Source organism: Pseudoalteromonas sp. PS5, from assembly GCF_004103255.1.
GTDB classification, from domain to species: Bacteria; Pseudomonadota; Gammaproteobacteria; order Enterobacterales; family Alteromonadaceae; genus Pseudoalteromonas; species Pseudoalteromonas peptidolytica.
In genome coordinates, this window is sequence record NZ_RCSQ01000002.1 from 12,970 (window position 1) to 28,622 (window position 15,653).

Genomic DNA, 15,653 nt, shown 5'->3' on the forward strand with positions numbered 1-15,653 from the left:
ATTGAAAAGAATAAAAACAGTGAGTAATAAGATGGGGCGAACTATATCCGCGAAGAGAAGTTCGCCTTTTACTAAGTGACTATATTTTTTACACTTGACTAACGTCGGAGTCTTAAATTTTCCCTCAAATTAGTACCATATTAAGTTAAAATAAAATGAATACATACATTGCCAATTGATTGCTATTTGTAAGGAGCGTTCATGCAAGTTTCTGTTGAAATCAGTAAATATCCACTTCATCAAGACTACATCCCTTTTATTCAAGGTTTTATTGATAGATTAAATCAACACGATGATATAAAAGTACTCACCAATACCATGTCGACTCAGGTATTTGGAGAGTTTGATCTCGTTACTTCTATCATAAACCAAGAAATGAAACGCTCTTTTGAAACGTTTGGTAAGAGTATTTTTGTTTGTAAGTTTATTGCCGGTGATTTATCTCCAACACAAAGTGCGGTTATTTAATGGAGTGGTTAACGGATACGCTAGCTGGCTTTACTGCCATGTCTATTTGGGAGTACATTGCAGTCGTGCTAGCCGTGGCATATTTATTATTAGCCATTAAAGAAAATATCTGGTGCTGGCCTGTGGCATTTATCAATACTTTTATATACACAGTCTTATATTGGAACGGTGCACTCGTCATGGAGTCCTTGCTGCATTTCTACTATATGGTGATGGCAGTTGTCGGTTGGTGGATGTGGCGTCAAGGTAACAAGAATACCCCAAGTCGGATAACCTCTTGGTCGATGTCAAAACATCTTAGTGTGATAGCCGTGACAGCTATTGTGTCAGTTGTACTTGGCTATGTGACTAAACATTATATGTCTGCGGATTTAGCCTATCTAGATAGCTTTACAACCTGTTTCGCAGTGGTGACCACCTACTTGGTGGCAAAGAAAGTACTTGAGAATTGGCTATATTGGGTTGTGATAGATGCAGCATCTATTTATCTTTATTATCTAAAAGGGTTCTACCCGACGTTAGTACTTTTCATCTTCTACACCTTAATGGCTTGTTGGGGCTATAAACGTTGGTATGAAGAGTATGAAGCAAAGCAAGGTAAGTCTCTTGCGACACTCTGAACTAGAAGCAATAAAAGCAAGTGTAAATGCAGTTTTTGGTGTGGCTGTTAATGATATACGAAAGCTTACGAAAGGGGTGAGCAATAACAATTATCTGATAACCAGTGATGGTCAGCAATTTGTCATAAAGTGCTACAGTCATGATATTCCTGTTGCAGCACTAGCAGCACAGAATAAGCTTGCTTGCGTTGGAGTTACCTCGACGGCACTACAATATGATATGGATACGCGAATGGCCATATTCAGTTATATCCCTGAGGGTAAGTACAACCGTGTGCTAGATGATGAGGCGCTATTAAAACCATTGCTCCAAGTACATAGTCTTGAGCTTGCTGTATATGAAACTCTTGACCTTGTTGGTTATATGAGGGCTATTGAGCTTGAGAGTAGCGCTATTGTAAACGTGCAATGGCTTTTGTCTCAGCTTGCTGGATTACCAAGTGACGTGGCATTTTGTCATAATGACTTGGTAACTAGTAATATTATTTGCAGTCCTGAAGGCGTGCGTCTTATTGACTTTGAATATGCCTGCCACAACGATATTTTTTTTGATCTGGCGGCATTAGTATGCAGCTTTCAGCGTGATGTTGCATCAGCATATCGTCTTGTTGATACCTACTTTCTACTTAATCAGAAGTGCACGCCATCCTATGCAGACGTTAAATTGAAGGTATATTGTCAAATATACTTATTGCTGAGCATTCATTGGTATGAGCAAAAAGGGGTTGTCGATGAAGCGAACAAATTGAGAGAAATACTAACGCTTTGGATATAAACGCAAGGCTCTACGCCAGTAATGCATCAGTTCCCTTGACTGACAATACTGGCACCGGGAGAAGCAGGGCTTAAATGCCACCTAAGCGTTGTGCAAGCTCTTTGTATTTTTCCACATCGGCTTTGTCAAAAATTGGCTCGCCACTGGCATCTGTGTCTTTTGCTACTAGCAGGTTCTCTCGAGCAAGACGTCTTACACGTTCAACTTTAACATCAAGAAACTCTGCAACTTGCTCTGTGGTCATTGGTGTCATATTTGTGATCCTCAATCAAGTATTGTGGTACTGCCTTTTTCTGTCAGAATTGACGGTTAAACAGCACTCTCATTCTATTTTATTATTTTCAAAGCATAGTTGAATAACTGGTTTTTTGCCCAAAGTACAGCTTTTTTTCAAAATTCGGTTATTAATTAATCATATAGAAAACATAGTCTGGTATTTCTTAGCACTTCGCATTATTATGTTGACGTCGCTCTCGTGGTGAAATGGATATCACGTAGCCCTCCGGAGGCTAAGTTCTAGGTTCGATCCCTAGCGAGAGCGCCAGTCATTATAGCCAGCCTTTGCGCTTGAAATACACTCCGACTCCAGCGGTGATCAAAACCAGCATGATTACAAACAAGGCAAAAGCCCCATTCCATTCGGTACCTGGGATCCCTCCAATATTGACACCTAACAATCCGGTTAAGAACCCCAGCGGTAAAAATAATGCCGCCACAACCGACATGATGTACATTCTCTGATTTAACTGTTCATTTTGGTGGTTAGTGATCGCATTTTGAATCACTTGTGCCCGCTCAATCGCAGCTTCTAATTCTTCAATATAGCGGCTGAGTGCATTATTCGCTTCTTCTAACTGGTGTAAGTGGTCTTCATTTAGCCAATTTACTTTAACTAGTAGTAATTCGTTGATCGCCAGCTTTTGTGGTTTGAGGTATCGTTTTAAGCCGATGGTTTGTCTTCTTAATACCGGTAGTTGTTGATAGTTGGGTAGTTGCTCGCTATTTTCTAGGGCTTCCTCAAACTCATCAAGTTGCTCTTCTATTTGCCAAATAATATCTTGCATTCTCATTGAAAGACGCATGACTAAAGTCGAGAGAAGTTCACCAATACTCTTTGCCCCTTGACCCTTTTTAATTTGTGTTAGCATGTCTTGAGCAGACATAATGTGCCGCTTACGACAGGTTATTAAAAGCTTTTCATTAGCAAAACAGCGAAGAGAAACCATATCCTCTGGACTTTGCTTTGGGTTTAAATTCACGCCGCGTAAGAATACCAATAACCCCTCATTACCATTAACCGTTCTTGGCCTGGTCTCATCAGCAGTGAGGGCTTGGTATTCCCATTCGTCCAAAAAGCTCTGGTTTTTTAACCACTCTGTGGTGTCTTCAAAACTATAATCAAAATGAAGCCATAAGGGTTCTTTGTGAATGACTGATCCAATTTCAGAGAGCTCGCACAGTACTCTACCGCCACCTTGACCATCAAGCACGCACGCATGGAGTAATCCTGTCATTGTTTATCCCCAGCAAAAAGTTCATATCAAGCCTGACATAGATAATTTATTTTTCAAATTCATTTCAATATCTTGGCGATAAAATAAATTGTTTTGATATGCCCTGAATAATATTAGCAAGTATAGAGTACTCGCTTGAAAAGTGTACGAGTGCTGCTACCGTAGAACAATCACTCTGAGTCGCAGGTAATTTATGAATCTTCAGTTGCCTGTTTGAGCGCTAGCGCGAGTCATAAATATTAAACTGGTGTGCAGGGTTATAGGAGTTAGGCTATCTTTCAAATTGAGAAAGCTCCAAGACAAAACAGTATTATCTTTAGGATAAATTTATTTTGTTTTTCATATGACTTAATTGCGCGTATAAGTCCAAATTCATTTTATAAAAGAGCACACTATGATCACAGTTGGTTGGCGAGAATGGCTTTCATTACCTGACTTAGGAATTAATAAGATAAAAGCAAAAGTTGATACAGGAGCAAGAACATCTTGTCTTCATGCTTTTAAGGTTGAAGCATTTCAATCAGATAGTGGCGAGCGATGGGTTAGGTTTTGGCTTCATCCACTCCAGGGTGACACTGACTATGAAGTATGTTGTGAAGCAAAAGTACTCGATGAACGTGTAGTCACAGACTCTGGAGGTCATAAAGAGCTGCGTTATGTCATCGAGACAAACTTACGTATTGGTGAACAGGCTTGGCCTATTGAAATTACGCTGAGCAATAGAGGAACCATGAAATTTAGAATGCTGCTAGGGCGCACAGCAATGCGAGGCCGCATTATTGTTGACCCAGAGCATTCATACTTAAGTAATAAAACGGATAAATCGTGAAAATTGGCATTCTTTCAAGGAATCAATCTTTATACTCAACACGTCGCCTTATTGAAGCTGCTGAGCAAAGGGGACATGAGGTTGCTGTAATAGACGCGCTGCGTTGTTACATGAATATTAATAGCAGTGAGCCAGAGATCCATTTTAAGGGGCAGCAACTCAGTGGGTTCGATGCCATTGTACCTCGGATTGGCGCGTCTGTGACATTTTATGGATGTGCCGTACTTCGACAGTTTGAAATGATGGGGGTTTACCCATTAAATGAATCGGTAGCAATTACGCGCTCACGAGACAAACTACGTTCATTACAGTTGTTGTCTAGGAAGGGAGTGGGCATGCCGATCACTGGTTTTGCGAGTAAGCCAGACGACGTCAAAGATCTACTTGAAATGGTAGGTGGGACACCCGTTGTGATCAAATTGCTAGAAGGCACACAGGGTATTGGTGTTGTACTTGCTGAGACGCGCAAAGCAGCAGAGAGTGTTATTGAGGCATTTATGGGTCTCAAAGCCAACATTATGGTGCAAGAATATATTAAAGAAGCTGGTGGAGCGGATATTCGTTGTTTTGTGATTGGTGATAAAGTTATCGCTGCGATGAAACGCCAAGCGCAAGAAGGTGAGTTTCGTTCTAACTTGCATCGAGGGGGCTCGGCAACATTGGTTAAAATTACTCCTGAAGAACGCCGCACTGCGGTAGCGGCTGCAAAAGCAATGGGTTTGAACGTTGCGGGGGTTGATTTACTTCGCTCTGAACGTGGACCTTTGGTAATGGAGGTAAATTCATCACCTGGCCTTGAAGGGATAGAAAAAGCAACAGGCAAAGATATTGCGGGCATGATAATTTCGTTCATCGAGAAAAATGCGGCTGCTAAGAGGACTGCGACACGTGGCAAAGGTTAAAATTAACCAGCCTTTCACTTTACTCGATACACGTGTCGGGGTAGCTGAAAGACAAACCGTACAATTGGAGGTGGCGAAGCTGTATACCCACACTCCAATGACTATTCCAATTGAAGTCGTTAATGGTGCAGAGTCTGGCCCTGTATTAATGGTCTGTGCGGCTATTCATGGTGACGAGCTTAACGGGGTTGAAGTGGTGCGTCAGCTATTGAGTAAAGTCGATGCAGCTACATTGCGAGGTACACTAATAGCGGTACCGATCGTGAATATTTTCGGTTTTATTCACAAGTCTCGTTACCTTCCTGATAGGCGGGATTTGAATCGCTGCTTCCCAGGATCAGAGCAAGGCTCACTTGGAGCGAGAATGGCGCATATGTTTTTCGATCTGGTGGTGAAAAAATCCAATCATATCATCGATTTGCACACGGGCGCTATTCATCGTTCAAATTTGCCTCAGATCCGTGGAGATTTGTCTTGTGAGATGACAAAAGAAATGGCGATGGCATTTGGTACTCCTGTGGCTATTGATGCACGACTGCGCAATGGTTCACTTCGCAGTGAAGCCTCAGGTCTAGATATACCGGTGATCACATACGAGGCTGGAGAGGCATTACGCTTTGATGCGCTTGCGATAGCAGCTGGTTTACAAGGTGTAGAAAATGTCATGCGTCACTTAAAAATGCTACGAGGGCGACGCCGAAAGCAAGTTCATGATGCTGTTATTGCAGCAGCGACTAGCTGGGTTAGGGCGGATGTGGACGGTATTGTACGTGCACAGGTAACGCTAGGTGAGCGCGTTTCAAAAGGGCAAATTCTTGCTTACATTGACAGCCCCTTAGGTCAAAGCGAAGAGGCAATTATTGCTCCAAGAAGTGGTATAGTGATTGGGCAGCAGATGTTGCCTTTAGTCAATGAGGGTGATGCGGTATTTCATATTGCCTATTTTGCTTATGCGAATAGTATTGTGGAGCAGCAGCTAGAAACCTTTATCGATGATATAGGCCCTATTTCTTAGGGCCTAGTGGTCGTCTTGGCGCAGCTGGCTGTTTTGGCTTGACTGGTTCTTGGCTCAGTACAAGTACAGGTCTAGTGACGAATAAATTGTTAGGGTAGACGACTTTATGACCGTCGACGTGACGCAAAACGACGCTCATCAACCCCATTTCAACAATACAACCCTCAACAAAGTTGGCTCCATCAACTATTCTAACCCAGTTACCAACTCGATAATCATTTTGAATAAACATGAGTAAAAATGACGTTAGGTTTGAAAGAAGTGACCAGCCAGCAAACATGGCAACACCGAGCATTGCAAAAAGCGATGACCCAAGTACAAGTAGACCTCGTAGTTCTATTCCCCAAAATACCAACATAAAGCAGACAAACACAAATGCAACTAGAACTCTAACGAGTAAGTCAGCTCGTTGCTTGCGGTGAGAATCAATTTTACCTCTGGTGACTTTTTCTAGTAGTTTACAGCACGCTTTCATTAACAGTGGAAAGCTTAATATGGCCAGCAGAGTAACAATGAGTTTGTATTGGCTAAGTGCAAAGTCTAAAAAATGCACGGTGGTATCCTAATAATTTTTTTGCTTTATAGCATGTTTACCTATTCAAGACATCGCTAAAAACGATTTTTTACGGTTAGTAGCCATTGGATACTATCGACATTATCTGGTCCGTTAATAGGCGTTGCTAGGTCTATATGTACCATGATGTCTGAATTTGCTCGGCTTGGTGCTAGTCTCAGTCCAATACCAACATTCTTTAACACTGACTCATTCCCCTCTATCGCAAGGTGTGAATGATAAGCTCTGCCAACATCAAAAAACGCCGCACCACCTACTTTAAATAGGCGCCATAAATCATATTCCCAGTAGTAACGCTTTTCAATATTAAGCAGCATGCTGCGGCTACCTTGTTGGTATTTTATTGGGTAGCCCCTTAAGCCCGTTTCCCCTCCTAATGTAATTTGATTGTCCAAGGTAAGGTTTTTACCATAGGTATAGCTTGCATTAAGAAACCAAGACTCATATATGCTGGTGTTAAAGTAGTACTGAAAGGTGGTGGTGGCGATGAGGTTTTCAGATTTCTTTGCTTCTTTATCCCAACTCCCTTCAATATCAAAATAAAAGCGCCATAGGCTATGATCTGAGGTGTAATGTGCAGTGTTAGCAGAGAACGAATATATTAGTCGCTCAGTATCATCACTCCAAGCTTGTGTTGAGTAACCAAGAAGTGCATTAATATTCCAGCCTAAATTGAGATCTTCTGTCCTATAAATCGAATCAAAGTTACGCACTTTGACATAAGAGTCTTCAAACCATTGTGCTTGGATATATGGGTAGGTTAGTGTTCGATCCTTTGCGATAGGCAATGTAGTGTCGCCGATCTCCTCGAATGTATGTTGCTCATGGCGAGCACCCGCTATTAAGCGACGAGTCCAGTTCCCTGACAATGGCTTTGAGTGACCAAAATAGAGTTGGGTTACCTCTGTGGATTGACTAAATTCTGATATGGTTTCCCCTTCAGAGTACAAAGGCTCCTCGCGTTTATCGGAATAACTAGTAAAACCATAACTATACGGCGTATCCGTAGCAAAAAATGGGTAGCTCACGTCAATATAGTGGCGCTCACCATCGTCGTTATCGGAATACTCAATTCTCCCTCGGTACCGTGAATTTAAAATATTGGGGTCATCATAAACAAATTGATACCCAGAGCGGTCAACTTCAGTTATTTGAGTAAAAGAAAGTCGCTTACCCCAGCCGAATAAGTTACTTTCTCGAAATCCTACTCTTGAGGTATTTTCCCCTCCACTGCGACTAAAGCTTAAGTCGGGTAGCAAAGTCCATAGATCTCGAGTGACGACAGTAACAAGGATATCACCATCACAGTTTTCGCTGGCAAAGATCCGTGCATCATATAAATAAGACTGATTGCGAAGTAGCCGCTCTGATTCGCTGAGTTTCCTCGGATTGTATTTATCACCTTCTTGAAATAAGAGCACACTTTTCAGTACTTCAGGTTTGGTTTGGATATGGTAATTATTTGCAAATCGAAATAATGCGTTATCTTCTTCTGGGTTGCTAGTATCAAAAACATTCAGCTGTTTTAATGTAATCTCTGCGATTTTCTTACCATTGGCAGGCTCTGGATATATCTGCTCAACATCAAGCTGACGAGATAAGTTTTCATCACTTTTAGCTTCAACACGGTTGTTACTGCAGCTGTCAGTGTAGTGTTCAGCGGTCACTTTTTCTGTGTTAGCAAAGGTGCTTGTACCGCAAAAGAGTAGCACACAACTGTACGATAACCGATTTACTTTCATCTTGAAGCCTTTAAGTCGAATCTTCCTTTAGTATGGATTATATTGTTGCAACTTGCTCTGTATCTGCAACAAAAGTAATAATATTTATAGACTTAAAGAGCTTTATATGGACTTAACGAGAAAGGTTTTTGTGTAGCGAGGGCAGTAAATCTAGGGCGTCAACACCATCTGGTGCTATCCAAACGCTGTTGCTGTAGTGTTCAAAATTTAAGTTGAAATAGCAGCCGCTAAATGTAAAACGCCACAGATGTCTATCTGCGCCTGTCGAAAACTCAATCAGCTCGACGGCATCATGGTGCAAGAAGACTTGACCCCATAATTCAAACTCATCATCTTGAGGTAACAACTCTGGGTGAATGATGATCACTTCGTGTAGCAGATCTAAAGTCAGAGTTGTCATTTAGTCTCTTTCCAAGTAGTTTCTAATCAATTGCATAAATGGAGCACCATATTTACTTAATTTGGTGAAACCAACCCCTGACACTTGCAAAAACTCACTATCGTTTGTCGGTGTTTTTTGTGCCATTTCAGCGAGTGTTCTATCGTTAAATACAACATACGGTGGTACGTCATCTTCATCTGCTAATTGTTTTCTCAATGCGCGTAATTTAGCAAATAGTTTTTTGTCGTAATTAAACTGGGCAAGCTTGTCTTGATAAACGTGTTTAGCAACGAGTCTTGGCTCTGCCAGCTGTAAAACATATTCACCTTTGAGCACCGCTCTTGCGGCTTCGGTAAGTCTGAGAGTCGCACCTTGAGTTATATCTTGATTTAATAAGCCATGATGGATAAGTTGACGCAAAATACTGAGCCAAAACTCATTACTATGTTCTTTTCCGATCCCGTATGTAGACAGTGTATGGTGGTTATATTCTCTTATTCTGGCAGTATTTGCCCCACGTAGAATATCGACAATATAGCCAATGCCAAAGCGTTGCTCTGCGCGGTATACACAAGATAATGCTTGTTGCGCAACTAAAGTACCATCAAATTGCTTTGGAGGATTTAGACAAATATCGCAGTTGCCGCAAGCCTCGCGCTGATACTCACTAAAATAATTGAGTAAAATTTGCCGGCGGCAAGTTTGGGCTTCTGCAAAGCTAGACATTGCTTGAAAACGTTGCTCTTCCACTTTGCGGCGCTGCTCATCTGGAATATCTTCAAAAAAACGCCTAACTCTTGGAATGTCAGCAGGATCGAAATACATTACCGCCTCAGCAGCAAGGCCATCTCGACCGGCGCGACCAGTTTCTTGATAATAGGCTTCAACACTTTTTGGGATATCGTAATGTACAACAAACCGAACATTGGGCTTATTGATCCCCATTCCAAATGCAACAGTGGCTACGACAATTTGAATGTCGTCTCGTGCGAAGCGGTTTTGCACAAATTGTCGTTGGTCATTATCCAAGCCAGCATGATAACCTGCAGCGTTAAACCCAGCATCGATAAGTCGCTCGGCAATATCGTCTACACGTTTTCTACTACCACAGTAGATAATTCCGCTTTGGCCTTTTTGCTCTTTAAGGTACCGAAACAGTTGTGATAGTGGCTTAAATTTTTCTTCTATGGTGTAGCGGATATTCGGTCTGTCGAAGCTACCAGTATAAATAAACGGTTCATACATCCCGAGTTGCTGCACGATGTCTTTTCGCGTTGCTAAATCAGCGGTTGCCGTTAATGCCATCATTGGAACATTAGGAAAATACTGCCGTAACTCTTTCAAGCGAAAGTAATGAGGTCTAAAGTCATGCCCCCAGTGAGACACACAATGCGCTTCATCAATTGCGAATAAGCTGATGTGGCAGCCTGCAATGCGGTCAATAAACTCTCGCTGTAAGGCTTTTTCAGGTGCAACATAAAGTAGCGTTATGTCTCCATTATAGAGCCTGTCGTAAATGTCTCTCTGTTGTTCCCATGCAACACTATTATTTATATATTCAGCGGCAATACCTTGTGCTTTTAATTGAGCAACTTGGTCTTGCATCAGTGATATAAGGGGCGAAATAACAAGTGTAACGCCGGGCAGTAATACTGCAGGAACTTGATAGCATAAAGACTTGCCACCGCCTGTTGGCAACAACACAAGCGTGTCCTGACCAGCTAAGCTAGACTGAATGATATCAAGTTGACCATGTCGAAACGTACTGTAACCGAATATATCTTTCAGTACCGTATGAGGGTCGTTAGCTGGTGTGTTCTTGAGGGTATTCATCGCGGCTATTTTAGAGTTTTTTTTGACCCTTGTCTTTGCTTTTTACGCTCGGATGGAGGGAGTGAATAAGATTTGAACACTTTACCCTCTACAAACTTGAGGAAGCCTTGGTATATATTCATCCAACTTTCATCGCTGTTAACTACAAACCATAGTATACTGTTTGACCTTTAAGTGGATCCTACCAAGATTAAACAAGGTCTAAAGCTGTGATTGAAGAACAGAAAAAAGGACATTTACTCGCTGTACTTGCCTTTTTGATGTGGGGATTAGCCCCCATCTATTTTAAGCAATTGACTCATGTTGATGCGATTGAAATATTAATTCATCGCGTAATATGGTCGGTGCTGTTTATCTTTATTATTGTGCTGGCTAGACAACAGTGGCCAAAGATAAAAGCGATTTTAGTCAATCCCAAGCTGTTGGCGATGTTGACATTAACTGCTTTATTACTCGGGTTCAACTGGGGGCTGTTTATTTGGTCTGTGCAAAACGACTATATGTTAGATGCAAGCCTTGGGTATTATATCAACCCGCTACTCAATGTGTTGCTGGGCATGTTATTTCTTTCTGAAAAGCTAAGAGCAGGACAGAAGTTTGCTGTGATGCTTGCAATATTTGGCGTATTGCTACAGCTTATTAGTTTTGGCTCTTTTCCTATCATTGCCTTTTCTTTGGCTGGCTCATTTGCAATTTATGGCTTGCTTCGAAAAACGTTAGCGGTAGAGTCACTACCGGGTCTATTGGTTGAAGCGCTTATTTTAACGCCAATAGCATTGGTGTACTGGTGGTGGGCGGAACCTAGTGCTACTAGTAACCTTATGAACAATGATTGGTATACTAATATACTCCTTGTTAGCGCAGGGGTTGTAACTACTTTGCCATTACTGTGTTTCACAGGTGCCGCCAAGCGCATTCCATACTCAACGTTAGGTTTTTTTCAATATATCGGGCCGAGTTTAATGTTTATGTTGGCTGTACTATTTTACGGAGAACCGTTTGACGCTGAACGAGCCGTTACCTTTGCTTTTATTTGGAGTGCATTGGTGATGTTTAGTCTCGACTCTTACCGTGATAGGAGAAAGCGCTTAGTAAACTAAGCGGTTTCTACCGGTACCTTTAGCTTGATAAAGTTGCTCATCGGCATCTTTTATCAAGCTTTCTATATTGGTTGTCACTTGTGAAGCGAGTCCCATTGAGACAGTAAAGGCAATTTTCTGAGTTGTCAGCTTGCTACTGTTACTTTCCAAATATTTTCTAAATTGTTCGAGCTTTTCCACGCAACCTTCTGATTTTGTATCTTTAAAATAGATAGCGAACTCCTCTCCGCCTAATCGCGCAACGAGATCACTCGCAAAGTGTGTAGCGAACACCTTGCCAATAGATTCCAGTACAGCGTCGCCACCGTCATGACCATACTTATCATTCACTTGTTTAAAGTGGTCAATGTCAATCATGGCTATTAGTCCATGCTGCTTTTTGCCAAATCGTGCTTTTAAACTCTTTTTTACGGTGTCGAAAAAGTAGCGGCGGTTAGGCAGTCCGGTGAGGTAGTCAGTATTAGCTTGTCGTCTGATTGTTTGGATATGTTCGAGCATATCGACGTTTTGACTAAGGCGGCAATAAAACTCTTCAGCATTAAATGGCTTTCTTAAATAGTCATTAGCTCCATTTTTCAAAAAGCGTGTGGACAGGTTGGCATTTTCTACTCCTGAAATACCGATGATTGCTTTATCGTCATCTGAGTAGAGTCGTCGTATTTCGATACAAAGCTCTTCTCCACGCATATTTGGCATCTCGTTGTCTGTAATGATCACAGAAATTTCTGGGTTCTCTTTTAATACCGCTAGCGCTTCAAGCCCATCACATGCTTCTAGAACCTGATATTTATGTCTAATTAGAAGTGCCGATACATAGTTCCGAGATGCCATTGAGTCATCGACAACGAGAACTTTTACATTTTCATTCCTTGGCAAGCGCTCCAACTGTCGCCGTAAGTAGTGATAAGCCTGTTTATTTTCTTTTATGATGTAATCGATAATCGGGTACTGTTCGACAATAGAGCGAGTCTGGCTTTCTATATTACCCGTCATAACAATAGTTGGAATATCTGCGCTAACAGTGCATGGGATAGCTTCTCCATGGGGCGCATCTGGCAGTACAAAATCAACAACAGCACAGAAGTAAGTATGCTGTGATAACAACGCCTGAGCTTCAGCAAGAGACTCTGCAATATCTACCTGATACCCAGCAGAAGTTGCAATGTGCTTTTGCACTTTCGCAATGGTAGGGGTGTCTTCAATAATTAGGATTTTCCGTAACACAACCTTCGCCAATTATTTCCTGTTTTATTAATTCTTAACCTAACTGAAAGGAAATGCAATGAGAGGATCAATAATTGAACGGGATAACAGCGTATAAATCTACTGTCATAATGATTGAAGAAGGAAAACACTGACAGTTGTGAACTAAAATATTGTCAACAACTGCCAATGATAGTGTCGGCACACTATTAACATTCATGATGTTATAGTTCGTCGTCAATATCCGCTGGGATTACCACGCTGCTATCATTTTGTACTTTTGAGCGACCAAATAGAGTATGAAACTTTGTTTTGCAGGTTGTATGCTTGAGGTATTTGGCCCAAGCTTTTTCAACGGCATTAGTCGGTGGGATTAAGCCATCCATCACTTGAACGAATTGTGACTGGAAACTATTTTGAGGTTCTGCTGCTTTGCTGTATAAGCTTCTTAGTGTGGCTCCACAGCGTTCAAGAATCTCGGCTTCTTGAAGGGTAAAGTGGCCACTGCGTCCAAATCCTCTAGGGAAATTGGCATCATCATAAAAGGCTCTGTTGCTTGCAAAGGCATTTTTCAAAGTCGCTAAATTATGATCCATAACTGAGTCCTCTAAGGTTATCTGGCTGGAGTATGGACCAAGTTCTCAAATTTTTTAAACGAGTAATTTTTATCGTCAGGAAGAAAAATGGACATAGATCTATTAAAAACTTTTGTTGAAGTTGTGAAGACCCGCCATTTTGGCAGGGCAGCTGAAAATTTATACATTACACAATCAGCTGTAAGTTTTAGGATCCGTCAATTAGAACAGAGCCTAGGGGTAAACTTGTTCATTCGCCAGCGTAACAATATTCAATTGACAGCACCCGGTGAAAGACTGCTACCTCACGCAAAAATGATACTGACGGGCATGCAAAGAGCAAAAGTCGATGTTGCGCTCGCAAATAATATGCACAAACAATTGTCTCTAAGCGGCACAGCGAATATTTGGGATGCTTTTTTACAGTTTGGTATCAATCATATCGTTTCTGCTATGCCAGGCGTATCTCTAGTAGCAGAAGTCAAAACGCAGCAAGAAAGTACAAGATTGCTATTAGAAAGAACATTAGATCTTGCGGTTCTATTCGATCCACCTAAAGTAGATGAGCTGGAGGTCAGGCCGATCAGTGACTTGGCAATTATTCCTGTGAGCACCTTTGATACTGCCACCAAGGAAGACTTCTTTGACAACCAATATGTTTATGTCGATTGGGGTACTGCTTTTTCATTATGGCATGCAAAGCAATTTACAGGTGCGACACCTCCATATTTCAGAACAAGTACAGGACGGATCGCGCTGGATTTGATCTTACAATGTGGCGGATCAGCCTTTGTTCCGGAAGCGCTAGCGCTGGAGGCTATTGAGGCCGAAAAATTATTCCAAATTAATGACGTCGAGAGTAATTCAAGGGAGATATATGTAGCGTATCACAAAGATAATGATCAGTTAGAACAGATTGAAACGATAGTAAATTTGTTAGGAGCGGTGCAGTAGTTCCTATAATGAATATTTTGTGACGTATTTCTTAATTTTGAGTGTCACTTTATTTTCAGAAATATTTTATGTGTAATATTTTTGTCATTTAGCAATGTCACACTGCGCATGTTTTAAAAATACGTGTTGCGATATTGAGGAAATACACATGAAACTAACTAAGACTGCTTTGGCGCTATCATTATTAAGTGCAATCACCCTTCAAGCAAATGCTGAAGTAGATGTTTATGGTAAAGCGAACGTATCGGTGCAATCTTCAGATGATGGTGCCGGCTCTGTTACTGAAATCAAAAGTAACGCTTCTCGCTTTGGTTTCAAAGGTTCTGAGAAATTAAACTCAGGTTTAGAAGTTATTTACAAGCTTGAATTTCAAGTGGATGTGTCTGACGCCGACTCCAAAGGTGACAAAGACAATATTACAGCACGTAACCAGTATGTTGGTTTGAAAGGTAACTTTGGTGAAGTAGTGATTGGTCGTAACGACACCGCATTAAAACAATCACAAGGCAAGTTAGATCAATTCAATGACCTTGAAGGTGATATTAAGGTACTGTTCAAAGGTGAGAATCGTTTAGGCGATTCAATCTCATATAAATCACCAAGCTTTAATGGCATTAGAGTTTTAGGTAGTTTTATTGCTGAAGATAATGAAGAAGGTGAAAACGGCTTCTCTACAGCGGTTACTTATGGTGACGCGGGTTTAAAAGAGTCAACTGTCTATGCAGCGATTGCAGCTGACAGTGAAGTTAACGGCTATGACACGATTCGCTTTAGTGTGCAAGGGAAACTAGCTGACTTTAAACTTGGTGCAATGTACCAGACTCAAGAAAAAGTGAATGGTAGCGCAGAAGCGGATGGCTATTTATTAAATGCAGCATATAAGTTAGGTAGTGCGACATTGAAGGCTCAGTATCAAGTTATTGATTTTGACGCGGGTGACAAAGTTGATGGAGTCTCTGTTGGTGTCGATTACAAACTTGCCAAAAATGCGAAGGTGTATGGTTTCTATTCTACATATGATGCAGATAACCAGGTCGAAAAAGATTACTTAGGTCTAGGTATTGAATATAAGTTTTAATCTATAGGCGCTATCTAAGGTTAAAAGAGCAAAACACCCGCTTATAGCGGGTGTTTTTGTATGTGTTTTGAACTGTTTGGTTCCTTTTT

General features: G+C 41.3%; 17 protein-coding genes and 1 tRNA gene. 10 read left to right on the forward strand and 8 right to left on the reverse strand.

Annotated elements, in window-relative coordinates:
• Nucleotides 1–201: 201 nt before the first annotated feature.
• The 3 genes from D9603_RS00130 to D9603_RS00140 are packed head-to-tail and all read left to right on the forward strand — an operon-like array spanning nt 202 to nt 1,863.
• Nucleotides 202–468, forward strand: a complete 267-nt coding sequence (locus D9603_RS00130) for a hypothetical protein (protein WP_125254354.1) — start codon at nt 202–204, stop codon at nt 466–468.
• A complete protein-coding gene (gene pnuC / locus D9603_RS00135) occupies nt 468–1,088 on the forward strand; it encodes a nicotinamide riboside transporter PnuC (RefSeq protein ID WP_128729590.1) in 621 nt (206 codons plus the stop codon). The genes D9603_RS00130 and pnuC overlap by 1 nt, the downstream gene beginning before the upstream one ends.
• The gene (locus D9603_RS00140) at nt 1,051–1,863 is read left to right on the forward strand and encodes a phosphotransferase (RefSeq protein WP_241651535.1); all 813 of its coding nucleotides are present in this window, start codon (nt 1,051–1,053) and stop codon (nt 1,861–1,863) included. Before pnuC ends, D9603_RS00140 begins: the two co-directional genes overlap by 38 nt.
• 70 nt (nt 1,864–1,933) lie before the next feature.
• Here D9603_RS00140 and D9603_RS00145 read toward each other — a convergent pair whose 3' ends face one another.
• Nucleotides 1,934–2,116 (reverse strand): helix-turn-helix domain-containing protein, encoded by a 183-nt coding sequence (locus D9603_RS00145; protein WP_010378988.1) that lies wholly within the window; start codon nt 2,114–2,116, stop codon nt 1,934–1,936.
• Nucleotides 2,117–2,332: 216 nt separating this feature from the next.
• Between D9603_RS00145 and D9603_RS00150 the strand changes: the two genes are divergently transcribed.
• Nucleotides 2,333–2,407: transfer RNA gene (locus D9603_RS00150), tRNA-Arg, on the forward strand.
• Nucleotides 2,408–2,411: 4 nt separating this feature from the next.
• Here the strand turns inward: D9603_RS00150 and D9603_RS00155 are convergent.
• Nucleotides 2,412–3,377 carry a zinc transporter ZntB gene (locus D9603_RS00155; protein WP_128729591.1) on the reverse strand — a complete coding sequence of 322 codons (966 nt, stop codon included), beginning with the start codon at nt 3,375–3,377 and terminating at the stop codon, nt 2,412–2,414.
• A gap of 394 nt (nt 3,378–3,771) precedes the next feature.
• Between D9603_RS00155 and D9603_RS00160 the strand changes: the two genes are divergently transcribed.
• Genes D9603_RS00160 through D9603_RS00170 form a run of 3 tightly spaced genes read left to right on the forward strand, consistent with a single transcriptional unit; the run spans nt 3,772 to nt 6,123 of the window.
• Complete coding sequence (locus D9603_RS00160) at nt 3,772–4,206, forward strand: ATP-dependent zinc protease (RefSeq protein ID WP_128729592.1); 435 nt, start codon at nt 3,772–3,774, stop codon at nt 4,204–4,206.
• Nucleotides 4,203–5,108 (forward strand): 30S ribosomal protein S6--L-glutamate ligase, encoded by a 906-nt coding sequence (gene rimK, locus D9603_RS00165; protein WP_128729593.1) that lies wholly within the window; start codon nt 4,203–4,205, stop codon nt 5,106–5,108. The genes D9603_RS00160 and rimK overlap by 4 nt, the downstream gene beginning before the upstream one ends.
• Nucleotides 5,095–6,123 carry a succinylglutamate desuccinylase/aspartoacylase family protein gene (locus D9603_RS00170; protein ID WP_128729594.1) on the forward strand — a complete coding sequence of 343 codons (1,029 nt, stop codon included), beginning with the start codon at nt 5,095–5,097 and terminating at the stop codon, nt 6,121–6,123. The genes rimK and D9603_RS00170 overlap by 14 nt, the downstream gene beginning before the upstream one ends.
• Here D9603_RS00170 and D9603_RS00175 read toward each other — a convergent pair.
• The 4 genes from D9603_RS00175 to recQ form a co-directional block, all read right to left on the reverse strand.
• Nucleotides 6,113–6,676: a mechanosensitive ion channel domain-containing protein gene (locus tag D9603_RS00175; protein WP_128729595.1), complete on the reverse strand. Its 564-nt coding sequence runs from the start codon at nt 6,674–6,676 to the stop codon at nt 6,113–6,115. The genes D9603_RS00170 and D9603_RS00175 overlap by 11 nt on opposite strands.
• A 56-nt stretch (nt 6,677–6,732) precedes the next feature.
• Nucleotides 6,733–8,439, reverse strand: coding sequence for a POTRA domain-containing protein (locus D9603_RS00180; protein ID WP_128729596.1), 1,707 nt, complete (start codon nt 8,437–8,439; stop codon nt 6,733–6,735).
• 112 nt (nt 8,440–8,551) lie between these two features.
• On the reverse strand, nt 8,552–8,839 hold the full coding sequence (locus tag D9603_RS00185; RefSeq protein WP_128729597.1) for a DUF3630 family protein: 288 nt from the start codon (nt 8,837–8,839) through the stop codon (nt 8,552–8,554).
• Nucleotides 8,840–10,654: a DNA helicase RecQ gene (gene recQ, locus D9603_RS00190; protein WP_128729598.1), complete on the reverse strand. Its 1,815-nt coding sequence runs from the start codon at nt 10,652–10,654 to the stop codon at nt 8,840–8,842. It lies immediately after the preceding gene.
• 209 nt (nt 10,655–10,863) lie between these two features.
• Here recQ and rarD point away from each other — a divergent pair, with 209 nt between their 5' ends.
• Complete coding sequence (rarD, locus tag D9603_RS00195) at nt 10,864–11,754, forward strand: EamA family transporter RarD (RefSeq protein ID WP_128729599.1); 891 nt, start codon at nt 10,864–10,866, stop codon at nt 11,752–11,754.
• Here rarD and D9603_RS00200 read toward each other — a convergent pair.
• Both D9603_RS00200 and maoP read right to left on the reverse strand, forming a co-directional pair.
• Nucleotides 11,743–12,978, reverse strand: a complete 1,236-nt coding sequence (locus D9603_RS00200) for a diguanylate cyclase (protein WP_194086942.1) — start codon at nt 12,976–12,978, stop codon at nt 11,743–11,745. The two genes, rarD and D9603_RS00200, sit on opposite strands and share 12 nt — an antisense overlap.
• Before the next feature lie 203 nt (nt 12,979–13,181).
• The gene (gene maoP / locus D9603_RS00205) at nt 13,182–13,553 is read right to left on the reverse strand and encodes a DUF413 domain-containing protein (protein ID WP_128729601.1); all 372 of its coding nucleotides are present in this window, start codon (nt 13,551–13,553) and stop codon (nt 13,182–13,184) included.
• An 87-nt stretch (nt 13,554–13,640) separates the two neighbouring features.
• On the opposite strand from maoP, the gene D9603_RS00210 reads away from it, so the two are divergent.
• Complete coding sequence (locus D9603_RS00210) at nt 13,641–14,486, forward strand: LysR family transcriptional regulator (RefSeq protein ID WP_125254340.1); 846 nt, start codon at nt 13,641–13,643, stop codon at nt 14,484–14,486.
• 148 nt (nt 14,487–14,634) lie between these two features.
• A complete protein-coding gene (locus D9603_RS00215; protein ID WP_128729602.1) occupies nt 14,635–15,564 on the forward strand; it encodes a porin in 930 nt (309 codons plus the stop codon).
• Nucleotides 15,565–15,653: the final 89 nt, after the last annotated feature.

What these genes read in the sequence shown, in the direction of transcription:
- pnuC (WP_128729590.1), top strand. Translation starts at nt 468, where the DNA reads ATGGAGTGGTTAACGGATACGCTAGCTGGCTTTACTGCCATGTCTATT.
- D9603_RS00145 (WP_010378988.1), bottom strand. Translation starts at nt 2,116, where the DNA reads ATGACACCAATGACCACAGAGCAAGTTGCAGAGTTTCTTGATGTTAAA.
- recQ (WP_128729598.1), bottom strand. Translation starts at nt 10,654, where the DNA reads ATGAATACCCTCAAGAACACACCAGCTAACGACCCTCATACGGTACTG.
- D9603_RS00215 (WP_128729602.1), top strand. Translation starts at nt 14,635, where the DNA reads ATGAAACTAACTAAGACTGCTTTGGCGCTATCATTATTAAGTGCAATC.
- D9603_RS00185 (WP_128729597.1), bottom strand. Translation starts at nt 8,839, where the DNA reads ATGACAACTCTGACTTTAGATCTGCTACACGAAGTGATCATCATTCAC.
- D9603_RS00130 (WP_125254354.1), top strand. Translation starts at nt 202, where the DNA reads ATGCAAGTTTCTGTTGAAATCAGTAAATATCCACTTCATCAAGACTAC.
- D9603_RS00155 (WP_128729591.1), bottom strand. Translation starts at nt 3,377, where the DNA reads ATGACAGGATTACTCCATGCGTGCGTGCTTGATGGTCAAGGTGGCGGT.
- D9603_RS00180 (WP_128729596.1), bottom strand. Translation starts at nt 8,439, where the DNA reads ATGAAAGTAAATCGGTTATCGTACAGTTGTGTGCTACTCTTTTGCGGT.
- maoP (WP_128729601.1), bottom strand. Translation starts at nt 13,553, where the DNA reads ATGGATCATAATTTAGCGACTTTGAAAAATGCCTTTGCAAGCAACAGA.
- D9603_RS00160 (WP_128729592.1), top strand. Translation starts at nt 3,772, where the DNA reads ATGATCACAGTTGGTTGGCGAGAATGGCTTTCATTACCTGACTTAGGA.
- D9603_RS00140 (WP_241651535.1), top strand. Translation starts at nt 1,051, where the DNA reads ATGAAGCAAAGCAAGGTAAGTCTCTTGCGACACTCTGAACTAGAAGCA.
- D9603_RS00210 (WP_125254340.1), top strand. Translation starts at nt 13,641, where the DNA reads ATGGACATAGATCTATTAAAAACTTTTGTTGAAGTTGTGAAGACCCGC.